At 56.7% G+C, this 20925-nt stretch carries 12 protein-coding genes and 2 rRNA genes; all 14 read right to left on the bottom strand.

Annotated features, from left to right (window positions below; genetic code table 11):
- Nucleotides 1-150: 150 nt before the first annotated feature.
- Entirely contained in the window at nucleotides 151-1254 is a 1104-nt protein-coding gene (locus R1T45_RS07680; protein ID WP_317390551.1) for a hypothetical protein, read from the bottom strand.
- A complete protein-coding gene (locus R1T45_RS07675; RefSeq protein WP_317390550.1) occupies nucleotides 1254-1877 on the bottom strand; it encodes a hypothetical protein in 624 nt (207 codons plus the stop codon). The genes R1T45_RS07680 and R1T45_RS07675 overlap by 1 nt, the downstream gene beginning before the upstream one ends.
- Nucleotides 1878-2015: 138 nt before the next feature.
- On the bottom strand, nucleotides 2016-4415 hold the full coding sequence (locus R1T45_RS07670) for a hypothetical protein (protein WP_317390549.1): 2400 nt from the start codon (nucleotides 4413-4415) through the stop codon (nucleotides 2016-2018).
- 248 nt (nucleotides 4416-4663) lie between these two features.
- Nucleotides 4664-8914 (bottom strand): DNA-directed RNA polymerase subunit beta', encoded by a 4251-nt coding sequence (rpoC, locus tag R1T45_RS07665; RefSeq protein ID WP_067938323.1) that lies wholly within the window; start codon nucleotides 8912-8914, stop codon nucleotides 4664-4666.
- A gap of 94 nt (nucleotides 8915-9008) precedes the next feature.
- Nucleotides 9009-13145, bottom strand: coding sequence for a DNA-directed RNA polymerase subunit beta (rpoB, locus tag R1T45_RS07660; RefSeq protein ID WP_093928958.1), 4137 nt, complete (start codon nucleotides 13143-13145; stop codon nucleotides 9009-9011).
- A 245-nt stretch (nucleotides 13146-13390) separates the two neighbouring features.
- Nucleotides 13391-13762, bottom strand: a complete 372-nt coding sequence (gene rplL, locus R1T45_RS07655; RefSeq protein WP_007118820.1) for a 50S ribosomal protein L7/L12 — start codon at nucleotides 13760-13762, stop codon at nucleotides 13391-13393.
- A 74-nt stretch (nucleotides 13763-13836) separates the two neighbouring features.
- Nucleotides 13837-14352, bottom strand: a complete 516-nt coding sequence (gene rplJ, locus R1T45_RS07650; RefSeq protein ID WP_007118819.1) for a 50S ribosomal protein L10 — start codon at nucleotides 14350-14352, stop codon at nucleotides 13837-13839.
- Between the two features lie 273 nt (nucleotides 14353-14625).
- On the bottom strand, nucleotides 14626-15324 hold the full coding sequence (gene rplA / locus R1T45_RS07645) for a 50S ribosomal protein L1 (RefSeq protein WP_317390548.1): 699 nt from the start codon (nucleotides 15322-15324) through the stop codon (nucleotides 14626-14628).
- Nucleotide 15325: 1 nt separating this feature from the next.
- On the bottom strand, nucleotides 15326-15751 hold the full coding sequence (gene rplK, locus R1T45_RS07640; RefSeq protein WP_007118817.1) for a 50S ribosomal protein L11: 426 nt from the start codon (nucleotides 15749-15751) through the stop codon (nucleotides 15326-15328).
- A 145-nt stretch (nucleotides 15752-15896) separates the two neighbouring features.
- Nucleotides 15897-16430 carry a transcription termination/antitermination protein NusG gene (nusG, locus tag R1T45_RS07635; protein ID WP_007118816.1) on the bottom strand — a complete coding sequence of 178 codons (534 nt, stop codon included), beginning with the start codon at nucleotides 16428-16430 and terminating at the stop codon, nucleotides 15897-15899.
- Between the two features lie 208 nt (nucleotides 16431-16638).
- Entirely contained in the window at nucleotides 16639-16836 is a 198-nt protein-coding gene (gene secE / locus R1T45_RS07630; protein ID WP_007118815.1) for a preprotein translocase subunit SecE, read from the bottom strand.
- A 76-nt stretch (nucleotides 16837-16912) separates the two neighbouring features.
- Complete coding sequence (locus tag R1T45_RS07625) at nucleotides 16913-17521, bottom strand: hypothetical protein (RefSeq protein WP_317390547.1); 609 nt, start codon at nucleotides 17519-17521, stop codon at nucleotides 16913-16915.
- A 196-nt stretch (nucleotides 17522-17717) separates the two neighbouring features.
- A 5S ribosomal RNA gene (gene rrf, locus R1T45_RS07620) occupies nucleotides 17718-17832 on the bottom strand.
- A gap of 119 nt (nucleotides 17833-17951) precedes the next feature.
- Nucleotides 17952-20810: ribosomal RNA gene (locus R1T45_RS07615) — 23S ribosomal RNA — on the bottom strand.
- Between the last annotated feature and the right edge of the window lie 115 nt (nucleotides 20811-20925).

Raw genomic sequence — 20925 nt, 5'->3', positions numbered from 1 at the left:
ATCTCGCTGGCAATGTGCAATCGATGCTGCGGCACCGCGCATAAAAAAGCCCCCGCAGCTTTCACTGGCTCATTCCGGAATATGGGACACCGCGCCCCGGAAACAATATGTTTCCGGGGCGCGGTATCGTTTGGTGATGATGCGGTTCGTTCAATAGGTTGGAACGACGGGAATCCTGCTCTCGTTCAGGCTCTTGAGAACCTGACCAAAATCCCGTTCCATGAGGAGCTGAGGCCCGACCAGCTCCCGCTCTACCTCCCGTGCGAGTTGAGAAGTGTTTCGAGCTAACGTCAAGAAGCTGCCCCATTTTTCGCTCTTGTCGAAGATCTTTCGAGTTCCATCCGGAGACATGAGGGCTTCAGCTTGCGAACGATTGGCCGCCAACTGATTTAGGAACGCACTGATCCCTGAAAGGATTGCCAAGTCTCTCGCGACATGGCGCCCAATCACATGGGACGGGCAGTGAAAAACTATGCTGGCAATGTCATAACTGCTGATTGACAAGTCTTTTTGACTGTCTGCGCTGAGATTTTTCAGCAATCGTATGGCCATCTTCGCGCCGTCATCGGTTTCCTTTCCCTTTTGGTCGATGTGGTGCCGGAACAAAAAGGGATAGTTGCGATGGCTCTCTTTCGTGTTCTTATTCACGACGCAGACGCCGCGAAAAACCTCATTTTGGTATGTTTGATATTCAACACTGTCGAACCAGTGCGACGGAACGACATCGATCTTGCGCCGGAAACCACCTTCGGAAAGCTGGATAGACTTGGCATTAGACCTGTCAATTTTTGCCCCCCAGAAGTGCGTAGCCAGCTCCTCCTCCGAGGCAGACCTCATTGCGAGAACTTCGTCCGCAATGGTTCCTGGACGTGTAGAAGGAGTATAGTTGAGAGCATTGGGGCCGGAAGGCGCGAATGTGATAGTTTCCCCAAGGATTTCCAATAAATCGACATCGCTCACGCCTCGAATATGAGTGTTCATGGGGACAGAGCCTTGGAGTCGGAAGCGAGGTTTGTAGCCGTGCTTCACCAGGCGTTCTCCTAATGCCTTCTCAACTTTTTGCGCCTCTTCACGCGAAATCTCCGTGGATCGAAAGTCCACCTCCTGCATCGCCCCCAAGGCATATCTCGTGGCCTGATTGCTCGTGCGCCGATCATAGTCCTCCACATAACCTCGGGTTGAAAGCGGCGCGTTCGAGGCGTCCATGCGACGCGATTTTAGGCGCTTCAGCCGATCTTCGATGCTGTAATCCATTATTCATCCACCTTCGAAAGTGTCATCTTTCCGTGCGTCATGCGTCCGCCGCCATTGAAATAGTTTCCACGTGCGGTCTTGAGGTCTGCATCGAACAGGAAATCGCAGTGCCCAAGGTGTGGAACGAGTTCTTTCTCGCCAGCATCCGGCTTATTCTCGTAGCTATATATCAGTCGATATCCCGCTCGACCCTCGTTTACTACAGCCGCGGAGATGCTCTTCGATGAGCTTTGCTCCGTCCGAAGGTGGACTGTGATTTTCTCGTAGCATTGCGTGATGTCGATCACGCCGCTCCAGTCATATTTTGGATTGTTTTCTGGATCGTAGGACTTTCCAGAAACGTGCCAGCTGCCTTCAAGGTCAGGCACGCCTACAACGCCACGTAGCCGCACCACTCTCCAGATATATTTGTTGAAAATCAAAAAAAGCAGACTGAAGATGACGGTGCCAGTAACCGGCCACAGAATAAGGTCAGGCACCTCGACTTGTTGATTGGAAAGGTATGTCGCTGTAAGCCCGGCAAGAGTTGCAAGCGCGCCTGAGACGGCGCCCGCGACGGCCGCGATGAACATACCTATTTTCGCTCTACTATGGCCCACAACTGAATACTCATGGTCTGCCATGCTTGATATTCCTCCTCGTCATCGCCGCTGCGCACTTTGCGAGAGCGCACCCAAGAAGAATATAGGTTCAAGTGTTGGGCAAAGGAAGATTTTGTGGTGGATATCTTCATCTGAACCAGCTGTAGTAGTGTGGAGCCGCTATCTGGACTCAAACTTTCGCCACAGCGGCGTGCCGTGATATAGCCAAGGCCTGTAGAGGACCCGCCTCGGATCGGGCGCTTTCCTTGATCGTCCGTTCGGTTTTTCCGGATCGGCCCCAAGACGCATTGCTGGCGTAAGCATCACCGGCACCGTCGTTGCCTTTTTCGGGATTTCGAGTGTCTCCTTTGTGCCTGGAATGCGAATGGCGGACATCCCTTCTGGGATCGTCGTTTCACTTCCGGCAGCCGCGCCCGGTCCCTTGTATTGCCGCGGCTCGAACCAGTTGTAGTAGACCCGGAAAATGTTGAGGAACGCCATCAGCACGGCAGGATTGAAGACCGCGCCATTGATGTATGCTGGGCCTGTCCGTGCTCCCTTGCCGCCGGCCCGTTTCGACGGGCTTGTCCTATGGCGCAAGGAACTCATGAAGGTCGATACGGGCTGAATAGTCGCTTTCAGCGCTCGTCGTGTCAGTGCTGCGCGAAGTTCTGGGTCATGAACCTCCTGGTCGAAATCCAACTTCTTCAGAGGATCTCGATATTTCTTCCGAAGGACAGGAAACCCCACGACTTTCTGGGTTTCCCCAAAATACTGCGCCGGCGTCTTTATCCAGACCTGGGGGAACTGGCGTGACTGGAAGTTCGCGATCGCATGCGAGTATTTCGCGCCACCTCGTCCCTCGACGCATGCCGTTTTCATCCGCTTGGTGCAGTATCGCTCCAGTAGTTCGCGATCCGAAATATCGCCTCCGAGCTTTGCCCGCGCCCTTTCCTTGAAGGCCTCCAGCCCCTCAGTGAATCGTGCCATTCGCTCCTTGCTTTTGGGCGCGGAGACTTCTTTGTCGAAGGAGATCACGAACCACTCGAACATGTCTTCGTTGATCATGTCGCGGAATACGTGTGGCACGACGCGAACCATTGTCGCCTCCTGTTCGCCGACCAACGTAATCTTGCCCTTGGGCAGCATATCACGGAGGCAGGCAAGATGCGCCGCCTTGGTGTATGTCGGCTTCACAACGCTCCCATTGAAGCTGCCCCGAAAGTCGCGATCCGTGTCGTGGAAGCCGAAATACCCCTGCCGGATCTGGTCCAGCTGATACCTCTTGTCGTCGGCCTCAGCGATCTTTTCCTGGGCCTCAGGCGGAAGGGTGAAGCCGGCATTCACGGTCTTTTCGTATGCATTCTGCACACGCTCGGAGAACACCCTCCAGCGGCCTTCCGCGCTGGCGAATAGCATGGCCTCATCGAGCCGCCCGCTCGGGCGCTGGAACTGCATCTTGGGTGCGGTGAAGGTGACCCCCGATTTCTGGGAGTATTGTTGCCGGAGGTTCGTGGGCTGGCCTGTGTCGTCGAGATAGTGCTCTTGGATGAACTCCACGGGATCGACATTCGGGTCGAAGTTTGCGTCGATCCGGAAGACATACCCGCTCCGAATGTCGGCGGAGACCGAAAACTGGAGGGACGTCAGCCGTCGATCGAAGCGGCTTTCCCAGTTGACCGATATCGTGACGTCGTCGTGGGCGATCCGCATGTGGCTGAAGCGGTCGGACGCCTCCACTCGCTGCTTCCATTCCTTCAGCTTCGCACGCTCGAAGGCGAGCAAGGTTTTCTCCAACCAGAAGATGCGGCTGTAAAGGCGGCTCACGCCGATCTGCTTCCCGGTGTCAGGGTCAGCCAGAACACGGCGCATGGTCGTGATGCTGTCGCCGTTGACGATGCATCTTAGGATTCGGACGTTGTCGCGCAACTCCTTCTGGGCTTGGTGATCCAGCGATACCGAGATCCTCGCACCAGGCTTACCTTTGCAGGGGCGGTGGATGATCCGGAACCCTGATGGTTTTGCCTTTCGGCGGTTGCCACCTGGAGCCAGCTTCCCGTGCGTGCCGTTGAAGATGAACTCGTCGGGCTTCTCAAGATACCGCGCACCGCACGCGCCGCACACAGGACCTTCGAGGCAGCCGCCAGCGAAGAGCAGCCGGTAATACTCTTCCAGGAAATGCTCGTTCGACAGGACCGCGAAGCTGATGTTGCAGATGCTGTTGCCGCGCTGATGACCGCACTCCATGGAGCGACCATCATCCCATCCAACGGGATCGCCGGCGTATTCGAAGACCTCCGAGATACGGGGATGATGATCATCGCTCGACATGGTGTAGGAGCCGAGCCCGGTCGTCAGGGCCGGGATGCTCGCCGCGGCCACCTGTTTGCGTTGCGCAGCGTTTTTCCCCTTGAAGACCGGGATCGTGAAGTCCGGCGCAACGCCGAAGTTGCCGCAGTCCGGGTCACCGCAGGTATTGAGGTTGAAATCTGCCAGAACGGCAGGGTAGACTTGAGAAAGTTTAAGCTGCTTGAGCTTCCTGACCATACGATCTCCGATCTGTCGATATTGATCTGTCAAGAAGGCCTCCGGGACCGAATGGGATGTTGGCCGTTTTGCCCGGCAACGAAATCCCAAAACGATTTTTCTGTTTACTGTTGCGTCGGGACAAAAGGCCCGTAGCCTGTGTAAGCAGCCCTGTAAAATATACGACTAAAATCAAACGGCTACCGAGGATTTTCTCGGTAGCCGTTGTAGTTGTGTCCCAAAAGCCGGAATGAGCCAAGCTTTCACTGCGGGGGCTTTTGATTGTCAGGTCAGAGCGGCGATCAATCGCGGCTCTCGTCGTCACCGACCGGCGTGTTGAACACATCGCCACCGACGATGTCGTCATCCGCAGAGGCCGCAGGTGCTGCCAAGGCGGCAGCGGCTTCGGCTTCTTCGCGGCGCGCTTCGATCACGACGTTGTCGCGGTCTGTCGCCACTTTGCGCATCTGCTGGGTCGCCCCACCAGTGCCCGCCGGGATCAGACGGCCCACGATGACGTTCTCTTTCAGACCGACCAGTTTGTCCCGCTTGCCCTGAACCGAAGCTTCGGTCAGCACGCGCGTTGTTTCCTGGAAGGACGCGGCAGAGATGAAGCTGCGGGTCTGCAGCGACGCCTTGGTGATGCCCAGCAGGATCGGTTCGCCCTTGGCAGGACGGCCACCCTTCGACAGGGCCTTTTCGTTGGCCTGATCGAATTCCTGCTTGTCGACGTGTTCACCCTTGAGCAGCGTGGTGTCGCCGCTTTCTTGGATTTCCCACTTCTGCAGCATTTGACGCACGATGACTTCGATGTGTTTGTCGTTAATCTTCACACCCTGCAGGCGGTAAACGTCCTGCACTTCGTCAATCATGTATTCAGCCAGAGCTTCGACGCCCATGATCGCCAGAATGTCGTGCGGCGCGGGGTTGCCGTCCATGATGTAGTCACCCTTCTGCACGAAGTCGCCTTCGGCAACGGGGATGTGTTTCCCCTTGGGTACCATGTATTCAACCTTCACGTCCGGATCATCCGAGCTTTCGATCGCGATGCGGCGCTTGTTCTTGTAGTCCTTGCCGAAGCGCACATAGCCGTCGATTTCCGCGATGATGGCGTGGTCTTTGGGGCGACGTGCCTCAAAGAGTTCGGCAACACGCGGCAGACCACCGGTAATGTCCTTGGTCTTGGCACCTTCACGCGGGATACGCGCGATGATGTCACCGGCCTGAACCTCGGTCTGGTCCTCAACGGACAGAACCGCATCCACCGACATCGGATAGGTAACCGGGTTGCCCGCATCGTTGCGGACCGGTTCGCCATCTTCACCCACCAAGATGATCTCGGGCTTAAGCTCGTTGCCCTTGGGGGCCGCGCGCCAGTCGATCACGATCTTCTGAGTCATGCCGGTTGCTTCGTCGGTGTCTTCTTTGACCGCGATGCCCGAAACAAGGTCGACGTATTTGGTCATACCAGGTTTTTCGGCGATGATCGGCAGGGTGTAGGGATCCCATTCGAACAGCTTGTCGCCGCGTGCCACGCTGTCGCCTTCCTTGACGTGAAGCTTGGTGCCGTAGCCGATCTTGTGGCTGGCGCGCTCATCGCCGTTCTCATCGACGATCGACAGTTTCATGTTCCGGCCCATGACGAGCATTTCACCGGCGCTGTTTTCAAGCGTCTGCGCATTGTCGAACACGATTTTGCCGGACTGGCTGGCCTCGAGGAAGGACTGCTGACCACCCTGAGCAACGCCGCCGATGTGGAAGGTCCGCATCGTCAGCTGAGTACCGGGTTCACCAATCGACTGGGCCGCGATGATGCCGACAGCCTCACCTTGGTTAACCAGCGTACCGCGTGCAAGGTCACGGCCATAGCACATGGCGCAGACACCCTCTTCGGCATCACAGGTAAGTGGGCTGCGGATCCGTGCGGACTGCACCCCGGCTTCGTCGATGGCATCCGACATGCGCTCGTCGATCAACGAGCCTGCGGGCACCAGAACATCCTCGGTGCCGGGCACCAGAATATCATCCGCCGCAACACGGCCCAGCAAACGCTCGGCCAGCGAGGAGACAACCTCACCGTCGTTAACCGCTGCTTCAGCCGTAATCGCAGTCTCAGTACCACAGTCATGCTGACGCACGATGCAGTCTTGCGCCACGTCCACCAGACGGCGTGTCAGGTAGCCGGAGTTCGCTGTTTTCAAAGCAGTATCCGACAGACCTTTCCGCGCACCGTGTGTCGAGTTGAAGTACTCAAGAACGGTCAGACCTTCTTTAAAGTTCGAGATGATCGGCGTCTCGATGATGTCGCCATTCGGCTTCGCCATCAGGCCGCGCATCCCGCCCAACTGTTTCATCTGCGTGACCGAGCCACGGGCACCGGAGTGGGCCATCATGTAAACCGAGTTCGGCTCTTTTTCGGAACCATTCTCGTGGTACGTGGTGGCCGAGATGGAGCCCATCATCGCGTCCGTGACCTTGTCGTTACACTTCGACCATGCATCGACGACTTTGTTGTACTTTTCGCCCTGAGTGATCAGGCCGTCCATGTACTGCTGTTCAAAGTCCTTCACCTGCTCGCGGGTCTCTTCAACCAGCGGCCATTTGGAGTCTGGGATCAGCATGTCGTCTTTGCCGAAGGAGATGCCCGCTTTGAAAGCTTCGCGGAAACCCATCGTCATGATCTGGTCACAGAAGATAACCGACTCTTTCTGACCGCAATAACGGTAGACGGTGTCGATGACCTGCTGCACTTCTTTCTTCCGCAGCAGACGGTTGACTAGGTCAAACGGTGCTTTGGCGTTCAGCGGCAGCAAGGCGCCAAGACGTACACGACCGGGGGTCGTGTCGAAGCGCATCATCACTTCGTTGCCTTCGGCGTCGATCTGTTTGATCCGGGCTTTAATCTTGGTGTGCAGGTGAACCGCACCGGCGTCGAGGGCGTGCTGCACCTCATCAACCGAACCAAAGACCATGCCTTCGCCAACCATGCCTTTACGCTCAAGGGTCGTGTAGTAGAGACCCAAGATCATATCCTGCGATGGCACGATGATCGGGGCGCCGTTTGCAGGCGACAGAACGTTGTTCGTGGACATCATCAGAACACGCGCTTCCAACTGGGCTTCCAGCGAGAGCGGCACGTGAACGGCCATCTGGTCACCGTCGAAGTCAGCGTTAAAGGCCGAGCAGACCAGCGGGTGAAGCTGGATCGCTTTACCTTCGATCAACACGGGCTCGAACGCCTGAATGCCAAGACGGTGAAGCGTCGGCGCGCGGTTGAGCATGACGGGGTGTTCACGGATCACCTCATCAAGGATGTCCCAAACTTCGGGACGCTCTTTTTCGACCAGTTTCTTCGCCTGTTTCACGGTGGAGGACAGACCTTTGGCCTCCAGACGCGAGTAGATGAACGGCTTGAACAGCTCCAAGGCCATCTTCTTGGGCAGACCACATTGGTGCAGCTTCAACTCAGGACCGGTCACAATGACCGAACGGCCCGAGAAGTCGACGCGCTTACCCAAAAGGTTCTGACGGAAGCGACCCTGCTTGCCTTTCAGCATGTCCGAGAGCGACTTCAGCGGGCGCTTGTTGGCACCGGTGATGACGCGGCCACGGCGGCCGTTGTCGAACAGAGCGTCGACGGATTCCTGCAGCATCCGCTTTTCGTTGCGGACGATGATGTCAGGCGCGCGCAGCTCAATGAGACGCTTCAAACGGTTGTTCCGGTTGATCACGCGGCGGTACAGGTCGTTGAGGTCAGAGGTCGCGAAACGGCCACCATCCAGCGGCACCAGCGGGCGCAGTTCTGGCGGGATCACCGGGATCACGGTCATGACCATCCACTCAGGACGGTTGCCCGACTCGAGGAAGGACTCAACCACTTTCAGACGCTTGATGATCTTCTTGGGCTTCAGCTCGCCTGTCGCCTCTTTCAGATCGGCGCGCAGGGTCTCGGCTTCGGCTTCCAGATCGATCGCCGCCAGCATCTCACGGATCGCTTCGGCACCGATATTGGCGGTGAAAGCGTCCATGCCATAGGCGTCTTGGGCGTCCATGTATTCTTCTTCGGTCATCATCTGACCGTATTGAAGATCGGTAAGGCCCGGCTCGATCACCACGTAGTTCTCGAAGTAGAGAACACGTTCCAAATCACGCAGTGTCATGTCCAGCATCAGGCCGATGCGAGAGGGCAGCGACTTGAGGAACCAGATATGCGCGACTGGCGAGGCCAGCTCGATGTGGCCCATACGCTCACGACGGACCTTTTGCAGCGTCACTTCGACACCGCACTTCTCGCAGACGACGCCGCGATACTTCATCCGCTTATATTTGCCGCAAAGACATTCGTAGTCTTTGATCGGGCCAAAGATACGTGCGCAGAACAGGCCATCACGCTCGGGCTTGAACGTACGGTAGTTGATGGTTTCCGGCTTCTTGATCTCGCCGAAGGACCAGCTGAGGATCCGCTCGGGGGAGGCCAAAGAAACCTTGATTTCGTCAAACGCTTTTTGCGGCGTCAGCGGGTTGAACGGGTTGTTTGTCAGTTCCTGGTTCATTTTCAGATCCTTGAAAGGGGTGCGATGGGAGGGAGGGGCGCCGTTTTCTTTTCAAGAAAACGGCCCGGAATTTTCAAAAAATTCCGTTTACGCCTCACTCATCCTCCTCCGCATCCAGGAGTTCCATATTCAGGCCGAGGCCGCGCACTTCTTTGACGAGAACGTTAAAGCTCTCTGGAATGCCCGCTTCGAAGTTATCCTCGCCCTTGACGATGCTTTCATAGACCTTGGTCCGGCCCGCGACGTCGTCCGACTTGACGGTCAGCATTTCCTGCAATGTGTAAGCCGCGCCGTAAGCTTCAAGAGCCCAGACTTCCATCTCACCAAAGCGCTGGCCACCGAACTGTGCCTTACCACCCAGCGGCTGCTGTGTGACGAGGGAGTACGGCCCTGTCGAACGTGCGTGGATTTTGTCGTCCACCAGGTGGTGCAGCTTGAGCAGGTACTTGACGCCGACAGTCACGGGGCGGGCAAACTGCTCACCTGTACGACCATCGAACAGCACCGACTGACCGGAGGTGTCGAACCCAGCACGCTTGAGGCTGTCGTTCACGTCCGCTTCCTTGGCACCGTCAAAGACCGGCGTGGCAATTGGCACGCCGCGGCGCACGTTGTCGGCCACTTCAAGAAGCGTGTCCTCGTCCATGCCGGTGATGCCCTCTTCGTAGACATCATCGCCATAAGCCAGCTGCATTGCTTCACGCACAGGTGTCAGATCGCCGGAACGCTTATACTCTTGCAGCGCCTCGTCGATGTTGATGCCCAGCCCGCGTGCGGCCCAGCCCATGTGTGTCTCAAGAATCTGACCGACGTTCATCCGGCTAGGAACACCCAGAGGGTTAAGGCAGAAGTCGACCGGGGTACCATCGGCGAGGAACGGCATGTCCTCCATTGGCACCACTTTCGAGATCACACCCTTGTTCCCGTGACGACCAGCCATCTTGTCGCCCGGCTGCAGCTTACGCTTCACCGCCACGAACACTTTGACCATCTTCATCACACCCGGGGGCAGATCGTCACCACGACGTACTTTCTCGACCTTATCCTCGAAACGTGCATCCAAGGTCCGTTTCTGGATCTCATACTGCTCGTTCAGGGCTTCGACGATCTTCGCGTCATCCTCGTCCTCAAGGGCCAGCTGCCACCACTGACCACGGGTCAGAGTTTCCAGCAGTTCCTCGGTGATCTGGCTGTTCGCCTTCACGCCTTTCGGGCCTTTGACGGCGATTTTGCCAAGGATCATGTCCTTGAGACGCGCGTAGATGTTGCGGTCGAGGATCGCCAGCTCGTCGTCCCGGTCACGGGCCAGACGTTCGACTTCCTCACGCTCGATCTGCAGCGCACGCTCGTCTTTCTCGACACCGTGACGGTTGAAGACGCGCACTTCGACAACGGTGCCGAAATCGCCTGGCTTCACACGCAACGAGGTGTCGCGCACGTCAGAGGCTTTCTCACCGAAAATGGCGCGCAGAAGCTTTTCTTCCGGCGTCATCGGGCTTTCGCCCTTCGGTGTGATTTTGCCCACAAGGATATCGCCCGGCTCTACGTCCGCACCGATGTACACGATACCGGCTTCGTCGAGGTTGCGCAGAGCTTCCTCGCCGACGTTGGGAATGTCGCGGGTGATTTCTTCTGGCCCAAGCTTCGTGTCACGCGCGGCGACTTCGAATTCCTCGATGTGGATCGAGGTGAAGACGTCATCACGGGAAATCCGCTCGGAGATCAGGATGGAGTCTTCGTAGTTGTAGCCATTCCACGGCATGAAGGCGACGACGACGTTCTTGCCGAGCGCCAGTTCCCCCATATCGGTCGACGGGCCATCTGCGATGACCTGACCTTTCGTGACCTTCTCGCCCACTTTCACCAGCGGGCGCTGGTTGATGCAGGTGTTCTGGTTCGAGCGCTGGAATTTGCGCATGCGGTAGATGTCCACACCCGCGTCGCCCAGCTCAAGGTCTTCGGTGGCCCGGATCACGATACGCGATGCATCGACTTGGTCGATGATACCCGCGCGGCGTGCCGTGTAGGCCGCCCCGGAATCGCGTGCCACAACTTCTTCGATGCCGGTGCCGACAAGAGGCGCCTCAGCTTGCAGAAGCGGAACCGCCTGACGTTGCATGTTCGAGCCCATGAGAGCGCGGTTGGCGTCGTCGTTTTCGAGGAACGGGATCAACGAAGCAGCGACCGAGACCAACTGCTTGGGCGAAACGTCGATCAGGTCCACGTTTTCCGTCGGGGCCAGTGTGTAGTCGCCGGACTGACGGGTCGAGACCAGTTCGTTGACGAACTTCATGTTCTCGTCGAGGTTGGCGTTCGCCTGCGCCACGGTGTGGCGCATTTCCTCGGTTGCGGACATGTAGTGCACTTCGTCGGTGACGGTGCTGTCCTTGACCACGCGGTAAGGCGTTTCGATGAAGCCGTATTTGTTCACGCGGGCAAAAGTGGCCAGCGAGTTGATCAGACCAATGTTCGGCCCTTCCGGCGTTTCAATCGGGCACATCCGACCATAGTGGGTCGGGTGAACGTCGCGCACTTCAAAGCCCGCACGCTCACGTGTCAAACCGCCCGGCCCAAGCGCCGAGAGACGACGCTTGTGCGTCACTTCGGAGAGCGGGTTGGTTTGGTCCATAAACTGCGACAGCTGCGATGAGCCGAAGAATTCACGCACCGCAGCGGCGGCTGGCTTAGCGTTGATCAGGTCTTGCGGCATCACGGTGTCGATCTCGACAGAGGACATCCGCTCTTTGATCGCACGCTCCATGCGCAGCAGGCCAACGCGGTACTGGTTTTCCATCAGTTCGCCGACGGAACGCACACGACGGTTGCCGAGGTGGTCAATGTCGTCGATGTCGCCACGGCCATCGCGCAGGTCAACCAACGCTTTGATACAAGCAACGATGTCGTCACGGTCGAGCGTACGCTGTGTGTCGGGCTTATCAAGCGCCAGACGCATGTTCATTTTCACGCGGCCAACGGCCGAGAGGTCATAGCGTTCGCTATCAAAGAACAGCGTGTCAAAGAGCGCAGACGCGGCCTCGACGGTGGGCGGTTCGCCCGGACGCATGACGCGGTAGATGTCCATGAGCGCGGTGTCGCGGTTCATGTTCTTGTCCATCGCCATGGTGTTGCGCATGTAGGGGCCGACGTTGACGTTGTCGATGTCCAGCAACGGAATCTCGGTGATGCCCGCGTCGATCAGCTCTTTCGCGGTGCCGCCGATCAGGGTGCCGTCTTTGTCGTATTCCAGCGTCAACTCGTCACCGGCTTCGACGTAGATCGCACCGGTTTCTTCGTTGATGATGTCACGCGCGACGAACTTGCCAACGATGTGATCGAAAGGCAGCAGCAGGTCTTTGACCTTGCCTTCGTCGAGCAGTTTTTTGACGGCGCGAGGGGTGACCTTTTTGGTCGCTTCGAACAGGATTTCACCTGTCGCTGCATCCACCAGATCATAGGTCGGACGGGTGCCGCGCACGCGGTCGGGGAAGAAGGGTGCAACCCAGCCCTTGTTCTTCTCAAGCGTGTAGGTGACCGTCTTGTAGTAGGCGTTCATGATCGCCTCTTGGTCCAGCCCGAGGGCATAGAGCAAGGTCGTCACAGGCAGTTTGCGGCGGCGGTCGATCCGGGCAAAGACGATGTCTTTGGCGTCGAATTCAAAGTCCAGCCAGGAACCGCGGTAGGGGATGATGCGGCAAGCGAAGAGGAGCTTACCCGAAGAGTGGGTTTTGCCCTTGTCGTGGTCAAAGAACACGCCCGGGGAGCGGTGCATCTGGGATACGATCACACGCTCGGTGCCGTTCACGACGAAAGTGCCGTTCGGCGTCATCAGGGGCATGTCGCCCATGAACACGTCTTGTTCTTTGATGTCTTTGACCGACTTGGCGCCGGTGTCTTCGTCTACATCAAACACGATGAGGCGCAGCGTCACCTTGAGTGGCGCGCTGTAGGTCATGTCACGCTGCTGACATTCCTCAACATCGTATTTCGGTTTTTCCAGCTCGTACTTGACGTATTCAAGCACGGAGGTCTCATTGAAATCTTTGATCGGGAAAACCGACTGGAAAACACCTGTGATACCTTCACCATCGGTGGGGGTCTCGGCGTCGCCGGAATTCAAGAACAGATCGTAAGAGGATTTCTGAACCTCGATGAGGTTCGGCATCTCCAGCACTTCGCGGATTTTGCCGTAATATTTACGCAGACGTTTCTGGCCAAGGAAGGATTGTGCCATGTGTCGTGTCACCTTTCGTGTCTCTTGCCGAGCGCATCAACCACCGGGGCCGTGGTGCGCGCCCATAAGAGCGGAAAATCCGGGTCAATTCTTGGAATGCGTCCCACTGCATCCCTTCCGACCATGGACCTCTCCAGAGAAATACTCCGCCGGACGGAACATTCGTCAAAACAGGTCAGGCTGGACAGGAAAACTCCCGTCCAGCCCTTGTTCATGCGTGGTGCACGTTGCCGCGCACCTCTGGCTTAGGCCAGCTCGACTTCGGCGCCAGCTGCTTCCAGCTTGCCTTTGATCTCTTCGGCTTCGGCTTTGTCGACGCCTTCTTTGATCTTGCCACCGGCTTCGACCAGGTCTTTGGCTTCTTTCAGGCCGAGACCTGTGATGCCGCGGACTTCCTTGATCACGTTGATCTTGGATGCGCCGGCGTTCTTCAGAACGACGTCGAATTCGGTCTTTTCTTCTTCGGCAGCGCCGCCATCAGCAGGACCAGCCATCATCACTGCGCCGCCAGCGGCGGGCTCGATGCCGTACTCGTCTTTGAGGATGGTTTTCAGTTCTTGTGCTTCAAGCAGAGTCAGACCAACGATGTCTTCTGCCAGTTTTTTCAGATCAGCCATGTTTAGCTCTTTCCGTTACGATATGTGTGTTCCAACGCGCGTGTTCAACCCGAGCGCCGGCTTGACGATATGCCTTACGCAGCCGCCTTGTCCTCGATCGTGGACAAGATGGATGCGATGTTGCTTGCAGGTGCGCCAATGGCCCCGGCGATGTTCGAAGCAGGTGCGCCGAGCATGCCCGCGATGGTGGAGATAAGCTCCTCCCGCGAAGGCATTTTCGACACGGCTTCGACACCAGCGGCGTCCAACGCGTTCTCACCCATGGAACCACCGAGGATCACCAGCTTTGGGTTTTCCTTGGAGAATTCCTGAGCAACCTTGGCCGCAGCCACAGGATCCTCAGAATAGGTCAGAACGGTCATACCCGTCAGAAGGTCAGCGATGCTTTCGCATGGCTTGCCCTCAAGGGCGATCTTGGCGAGCCTGTTTTTGGCAACACGCACGGCCCCACCGGCAGCGCGTGCGCGCGCCCGAAGGTCCTGCATTTCGGCAACTGTCAAACCGACGTAGTGGCTAACCACAACGACGCCAGAGCTTTCAAAGATCTGGCCGAGTTCGTCGACCAGCTGTTCTTTTTGTGCTCTATCCACAGTTTCACTCCAAATTTGGGGGTTGCCCCCCGGCTCAGTTCAGGATGCGATCTTTTGCATCCCATTCGGGTCCAATGTCAGGGTCCCGGCCAAAACCGCCCGAGGGCAGAATTTTTCCGGTTTCCCATCTCAGGAAGGAATTATTCAGGCCAAGGCCCAAACCCTCCGTCTCGGACAGACGCGCGGACCGATCTTTTGGTCCTTGCGTATCTGACGGCCGAAGCCGCCAAATCTCGGGTCGTAAGGTGGGAGGCTGGCCCCCACCCCACTGGATCACTCGGCGGTTGCGTTCTCGACAGCGACCGACACGCCCGGGCCCATTGTGGAGCTCAGGTTGATCTTTTTCATATATGTGCCTTTGGCACCGGCAGGCTTGGCTTTGGACACCGCGCCAACAAAAGCACGGATGTTTTCGGCCAGCTTGGCTTCGTCGAAGGACAGTTTGCCAACGCCTGCGTGGACGACACCGCCCTTTTCGGCTTTGAACTGAACTTCACCGCCCTTGGCCGCTTTCACGGCGTCGGCGACATCCATGGTCACGGTGCCAACCTTGGGGTTCGGCATCAGGTTACGGGGGCCAAGCACTTTACCCAGACGGCCAACGATCGGCATCATGTCGGGTGTCGCGATGCAACGATCAAAGTCGATCTTGCCGGACTGCACGGTTTCCATCAGGTCTTCTGCACCAACGATATCTGCGCCAGCCTTTTCGGCTTCTTCAGCTTTCGCGCCACGGGCGAAGACAGCAACGCGCATGGTTTTGCCGGTGCCGTTGGGCAGGCCGACAACACCGCGGACCATCTGGTCTGCGTGGCGTGGGTCAACACCTAGGTTCATCGCGATCTCGATGGTTTCGTCAAACTTTGCGTTTGCGTTTGCTTTGATGAGGCTTACCGCTTCTTCAACGGTGATCTCTTCTTTACCAGCAAAGGCTTCACGGGCGGCGCGGGCGCGTTTTCCAAGTTTTGCCATCTTACTTCACCTCGATGCCCATGGACCGGGCAGAGCCCAGAATGATTTTCATCGCCGCTTCCACGTCGTTCGCAGACAGGTCGGCGGCTTTTGCTTCTGCGATCTCGCGCAGCTGCTTGGTGGTCACTGTGCCGACGGTTTCACGGCTCGGCGTTTTCGCGCCGGAGTTCACCTTGGCAGCTTTTTTCAGGTAGTAGGACGCCGGGGGCGTCTTGATGTCCATCGTGAAGGACTTGTCCTGATAGTAGCTGATCACGGTGGGGCACGGTGCGCCCGGCTCCAGGTCTGCGGTCTTGGCGTTGAACGCCTTGCAGAATTCCATGATGTTGATGCCGCGCTGACCGAGAGCCGGACCAACGGGCGGGGACGGGTTTGCTTGACCCGCTTTAACTTGCAACTTCATCGTACCGACGAGTTTCTTGGCCATCTGACCATTCTCCTTTCAACACCCTTGGGGCGCGCCCCGCGGGATCTTCGTTGCGTGGTCCGGGTTGGGCGCCGCGGCGCCCTCGCCTCCCACAATGACCGACGCCCTCAGGCGCCGGGATGGCGGGGCGAAGCCCGCCTCACGCTCAGATCTGCTTGTTGACCTGCGTGAATTCCAATTCGACCGGGGTTTCCCGGCCAAAGATCGAGACCGATACCTTGAGGCGCTGGTTGTCCTCGTCGACCTCTTCGATCATGCCGTCGAAGTCTTCGAACGGACCGTCGGCAACCTTGACCTTTTCGCCGATCTCGAAGTGGATCAGCGTGCGTGGGGCTTCTTCGCCTTCCTGCACGCGACCCAAGATCGCCTGAACCTCGGCATCGCGCATCGGCATCGGGCGGCCTTGCGGGCCCAAGAAACCGGTGACGCGGTTGATCGAGTTGATCAGGTGATAGCCCGCGTCGGACATTTCCATATGCACCAGCACATAGCCGGGCATGAAGCGACGCTCGGTGGTCACCTTCTTGCCGCGCCGGACCTCGATCACCTCTTCGGTGGGCACCAGCACTTCGTCAATCTGGTCTTCAAGTTCCTGCTCGGCCACGGATGCGCGGATCTGCTCGGCGATCTTCTTTTCGAAGTTCGACAGGACACTGACCGAATACCACCGTTTTGCCATCTGAACTCTGGTCCCTGTCTTGCCATGCGGGCTGCCCCGGCATGTAAATTCGTCAATCACACGGAGCCTCGGCCCCGCAACATCTGAACAAAAAATCGGCGCGCAACTCGAATCGCCGCACGCCCCTTTTCAGGTCAGGTCTGCGCAATAGCCCGCGCAGACGCAGGTTTCAAGGGTGTAAAGATAAATTCACCCGAGCGGGCGATGCTTAGCCGAACATCCCAAGGATCTGCTGTAGACCGCCGCGGATCAGGATATCTACGATCGCAAAGAAAACCGCCGTCAGCGCGGCAAGGATAAAGACCATCACCGTGGTCAGCATCACTTCGCGTTTGGTCGGCCAAACAACCTTGGCAACTTCGGTGCGAACCTGCTGGATGAACTGAAGCGGATTGGTGGTGGCCATGACATCTTTCCTTGTTGCCCGATTGGGCGGATGTAACGGGTCCGCCCCCTAGTTTCAAGACACCATCGCGTGCAGCCTAGGCTTCGGAGTTGCGCAGACTGTCAAATCGGCGATCGAGGGCCTCGTCATGGCGGGTCTCAGCCGCTGCCATCTCGCCAAAGTCCGGCAGATAAAGCCCATCGACCATCCCTTCGGGAAAGCGATCAAGCACCGCATCCCATTTCATCGCGAATGCATCCAAACGTGCATGAAGCGCCGCCGCCCGCTCCGGCCGCCGCGCGGCATACCAGCGCCCAAGCGCCAGTGCGCGCCCCCAAAACCCGTCATAACCAAGGGCGAGAAAGACCCCCAGCGTGACGAACACCGCGATGAAAACCACGCCCAGTACCAACCAAGGCCGCATAATTACTGCGAGCGCTGACAGGCAAAGCATCACCGCCCGAGGCGACGGTCGCTTCCTGGGCAACTTGAGCGGCAAACGTTTTTCGGATTTGGCTTTGGCAACCTCCGGCTCCGGCAGCTCGGGAAAGGCATTGCGTCCGGACTGCCGATGTTTGGCGGGGGGCTCCGGTGTGTCCATCCCGGTGCCCGCATGCCCCTCCGCCATCACGTTTCGGATCGCAGACAGCGCGGTGGGGTCCAATTCAGATGCTGACGAAGGGGCAACCTTATCTGTGGGGGTCATCTTATCGATCTCTTTAGACAGTTGCGAAAGAGTTACCGATCTATTGCGCCCCCTGCAGGGCGGAAAATGGACAGTTCTTGGGCATAGTGGTTTTGCGCCCCCCCCCAAAGACAAAACCGCCGCAGCTTTATAGCTGCGGCGGTTTTGTTATTTTTCTCATCGTTGAGAGATACTTTTTTTATCAGGAACTTATTAGGTTTGGCGATGACCTACTCTCCCACGTCTTAAGACGCAGTACCATCGGCGCTACGGCACTTAACGGCTGGGTTCGGGATGGGACCAGGTGTTTTGCTCGCGCTATGATCACCAAACCAAATAAATTCCTGATAAAGCGCTCTGCGCGTTGCGACGCAGAGCGTGTTCCAAGTCATGTACAACTGATTGTATGTGTATGCTTTTGACCAGTTAAGCAGTCTTGCTTCTACTGGATCAAATCAAGCCTATCGAGCAATTAGTACCAGTCAACTGAACGTGTTACCACGCTTACATCTCTGGCCTATCGACGTGGTGGTCTACCACGGCTCTCAGGGATACCTTGTTTTGAGGGGGGCTTCCCGCTTAGATGCCTTCAGCGGTTATCCTGTCCGATCATAGCTACCCAGCACTGCTATTGGCATAACAACTGGTCCACCAGTGGATCGTTCACCCCGGTCCTCTCGTACTAGGGGCAACTCCTCTCAAGTATCCTACACCCACGGAAGATAGGGACCGAACTGTCTCACGACGTTCTAAACCCAGCTCACGTACCTCTTTAAACGGCGAACAGCCGTACCCTTGGGACCTGCTCCAGCCCCAGGATGAGATGAGCCGACATCGAGGTGCCAAACACTGCCGTCGATATGGACTCTTGGGCAGTATCAGCCTGTTATCCCCGGCGTACCTTTTATCCGTTGAGCGATGGCCCTCCCACTTGGGACCACCGGATCACTATGGCCGTCTTTCGACTCTGCTCGACTTGTCAGTCTCGCAGTCAGGCTGGCTTCTGCCATTGCACTCAACGAGCGATTTCCGACCGCTCTGAGCCAACCTTCGCGCGCCTCCGTTACGATTTAGGAGGCGACCGCCCCAGTCAAACTACCCGCCACACAGGGTCCCGGAACCGGATAACGGTCCGCGGTTAGACATCAAGCAGAACAAGGGTGGTATCTCAAGGGAGGCTCCACCGAGACTGGCGTCTCGGTTTCAAAGCCCACCACCTATCCTGCACATGTTCGGCCTAATGCCAGTGTGAAGCTGTAGTAAAGGTGCACGGGGTCTTTCCGTCTAACCGCGGGTAACCGGCATCTTGACCGGTAATTCAATTTCGCTGAGTCTATGTTGGAGACAGCGGGGAAGTCGTTACGCCATTCGTGCAGGTCGGAACTTACCCGACAAGGAATTTCGCTACCTTAGGACCGTTATAGTTACGGCCGCCGTTTACCTGGGCTTCAATTCAGAGCTCTCACCCCTCCTTTTAACCTTCAGGCACCGGGCAGGCGTCAGACCCTATACGTCGTCTTGCGACTTCGCAGAGCCCTGTGTTTTTAATAAACAGTCGCCACCCCCTGGTTTGTGCCCCCAGCCTCTAGTTGCCTAGAAACCGGGCCTCCTTCTCGCGAACTTACGGAGGTATTTTGCCGAGTTCCTTCAACATAGTTCTCTCAAGCGCCTTGGTATTCTCTACCTGTCCACCTGTGTCGGTTTAGGGTACGATCTAGCGATGGAGCTATTTCCAGGGACCTCTAAGCAGCCCATTCAATCCGATAAGGATGAACTACCCTCGAGATCCGTCACTTCCATCTGGCCCAGGAATATTAACCTGGTTCCCATCGACTACGCCTTTCGGCCTCGCCTTAGGGGTCGGCTTACCCTGCTCAGATTAGCTTTAAGCAGGAACCCTTGGACTTTCGGCGAGAGTGTCTCTCACACTCTTTGTCGCTACTCATGTCATCATTCTCACTAGTGATCTCTCCACCGGATCGCTCACGCGCCAGCTTCACAGAAAGCTCCTTGTGTCCAATCCTACGGTCCGGTTGGGGTAAACCAAACGAACAAGTGTAGGTAAGGACACATGGAACTATGTCACACTACGCTCTGCTACCATGCAATAAATGCATCCTCAGCTTCGGCTCATGGCTTGAGCCCCGTTACATCTTCGCCGCAAGACAACTTATTTAGACCAGTGAGCTGTTACGCTATCTTTAAAGGATGGCTGCTTCTAAGCCAACCTCCTGGTTGTTTTGGTCGTCTCACCTGCTTTCCCACTTAGCCATGAATTAGGGGCCTTAGCTGGAGGTTAGGGTTGTTTCCCTCTTCACGACGGACGTTAGCATTCGCCGTGTGTCTGCCGACTAGTACTCCTCGGTATTCGGAGTTTGGTTAGGATCAGTAAGCCTGTGGGGCCCCATTACCCATCCAGTGCTCTACCCCCGAGGGTATTCGGTCGACGCTCTACCTAAATAGATTTCGCAGAGAACCAGCTATCTCCGAGTTTGATTGGCCTTTCACCCCTAGGCACAGCTCATCCCGATCTTTTTCAACAGATGTGGGTTCGGTCCTCCAATAAGTGTTACCTTATCTTCAACCTGGCCATGCCTAGATCACTCGGTTTCGGGTCTGATCCCACGAACTCAACGCCCTATTAAGACTCGCTTTCGCTACGCCTACACCTAACGGCTTAAGCTTGCTCGTGAGACCAAGTCGATGACCCATTATACAAAAGGTACGCTGTCAGGACGCAAGGTCCCTCCAACTGTTTGTAGGCGTTCGGTTTCAGGTACTGTTTCACTCCCCTCGTCGGGGTGCTTTTCACCTTTCCCTCACGGTACTGGTTCACTATCGGTCAGTAAGGAGTACTTAGCCTTCGAAGGTGGTCCTCCGATCTTCAGACAGAATTTCACGTGTTCCGCCCTACTTAATACGTCCAATCATGCTTCTTATACGGGACTATCACCCACTTTGGTTGCGCATTCCAACGCATTCTAACCACACTCATGGCTCGGCTGGTCCCCGTTCGCTCGCCGCTACTAGGGGAGTATCATATTGATTTCCTTTCCTCCGGGTACTTAGATGTTTCAGTTCCCCGGGTTTGCCTTTTTAAGCCTATATATTCAGCCTAAAAATACCTGGTTTACCAAGTTATTAGCTGATCCGAAGATCAGTAATAACAAAGTATCAGGTGGGTTGCCCCATTCAGAAATCCATGGATCAAAGCTTATTCTCAGCTCCCCATGGCTTATCGCAGAGTATCACGTCTTTCATCGCCTCTTACTGCCAAGGCATTCACCAAACGCCCTTTTCGCGCTTGATTTGATCCAGAAAAAGCAAGACTTAGCGTCTCGCGCGAAGATCAGAAGCTGGTAAGAAACTGATCCTCTTTATCCTGTATCAAAAGCATACTTTTACCCGCCCAGACTATCGTCTGG

Origin of the sequence: Sulfitobacter sp. LC.270.F.C4 (genome assembly GCF_032922545.1) — a bacterium.
In the GTDB taxonomy this organism is placed as follows: domain Bacteria; phylum Pseudomonadota; class Alphaproteobacteria; order Rhodobacterales; family Rhodobacteraceae; genus Sulfitobacter; species Sulfitobacter profundi.
The sequence above is the reverse complement of the archived record's forward strand: the minus strand, read 5'-3'. Positions and strand labels throughout refer to the sequence as shown.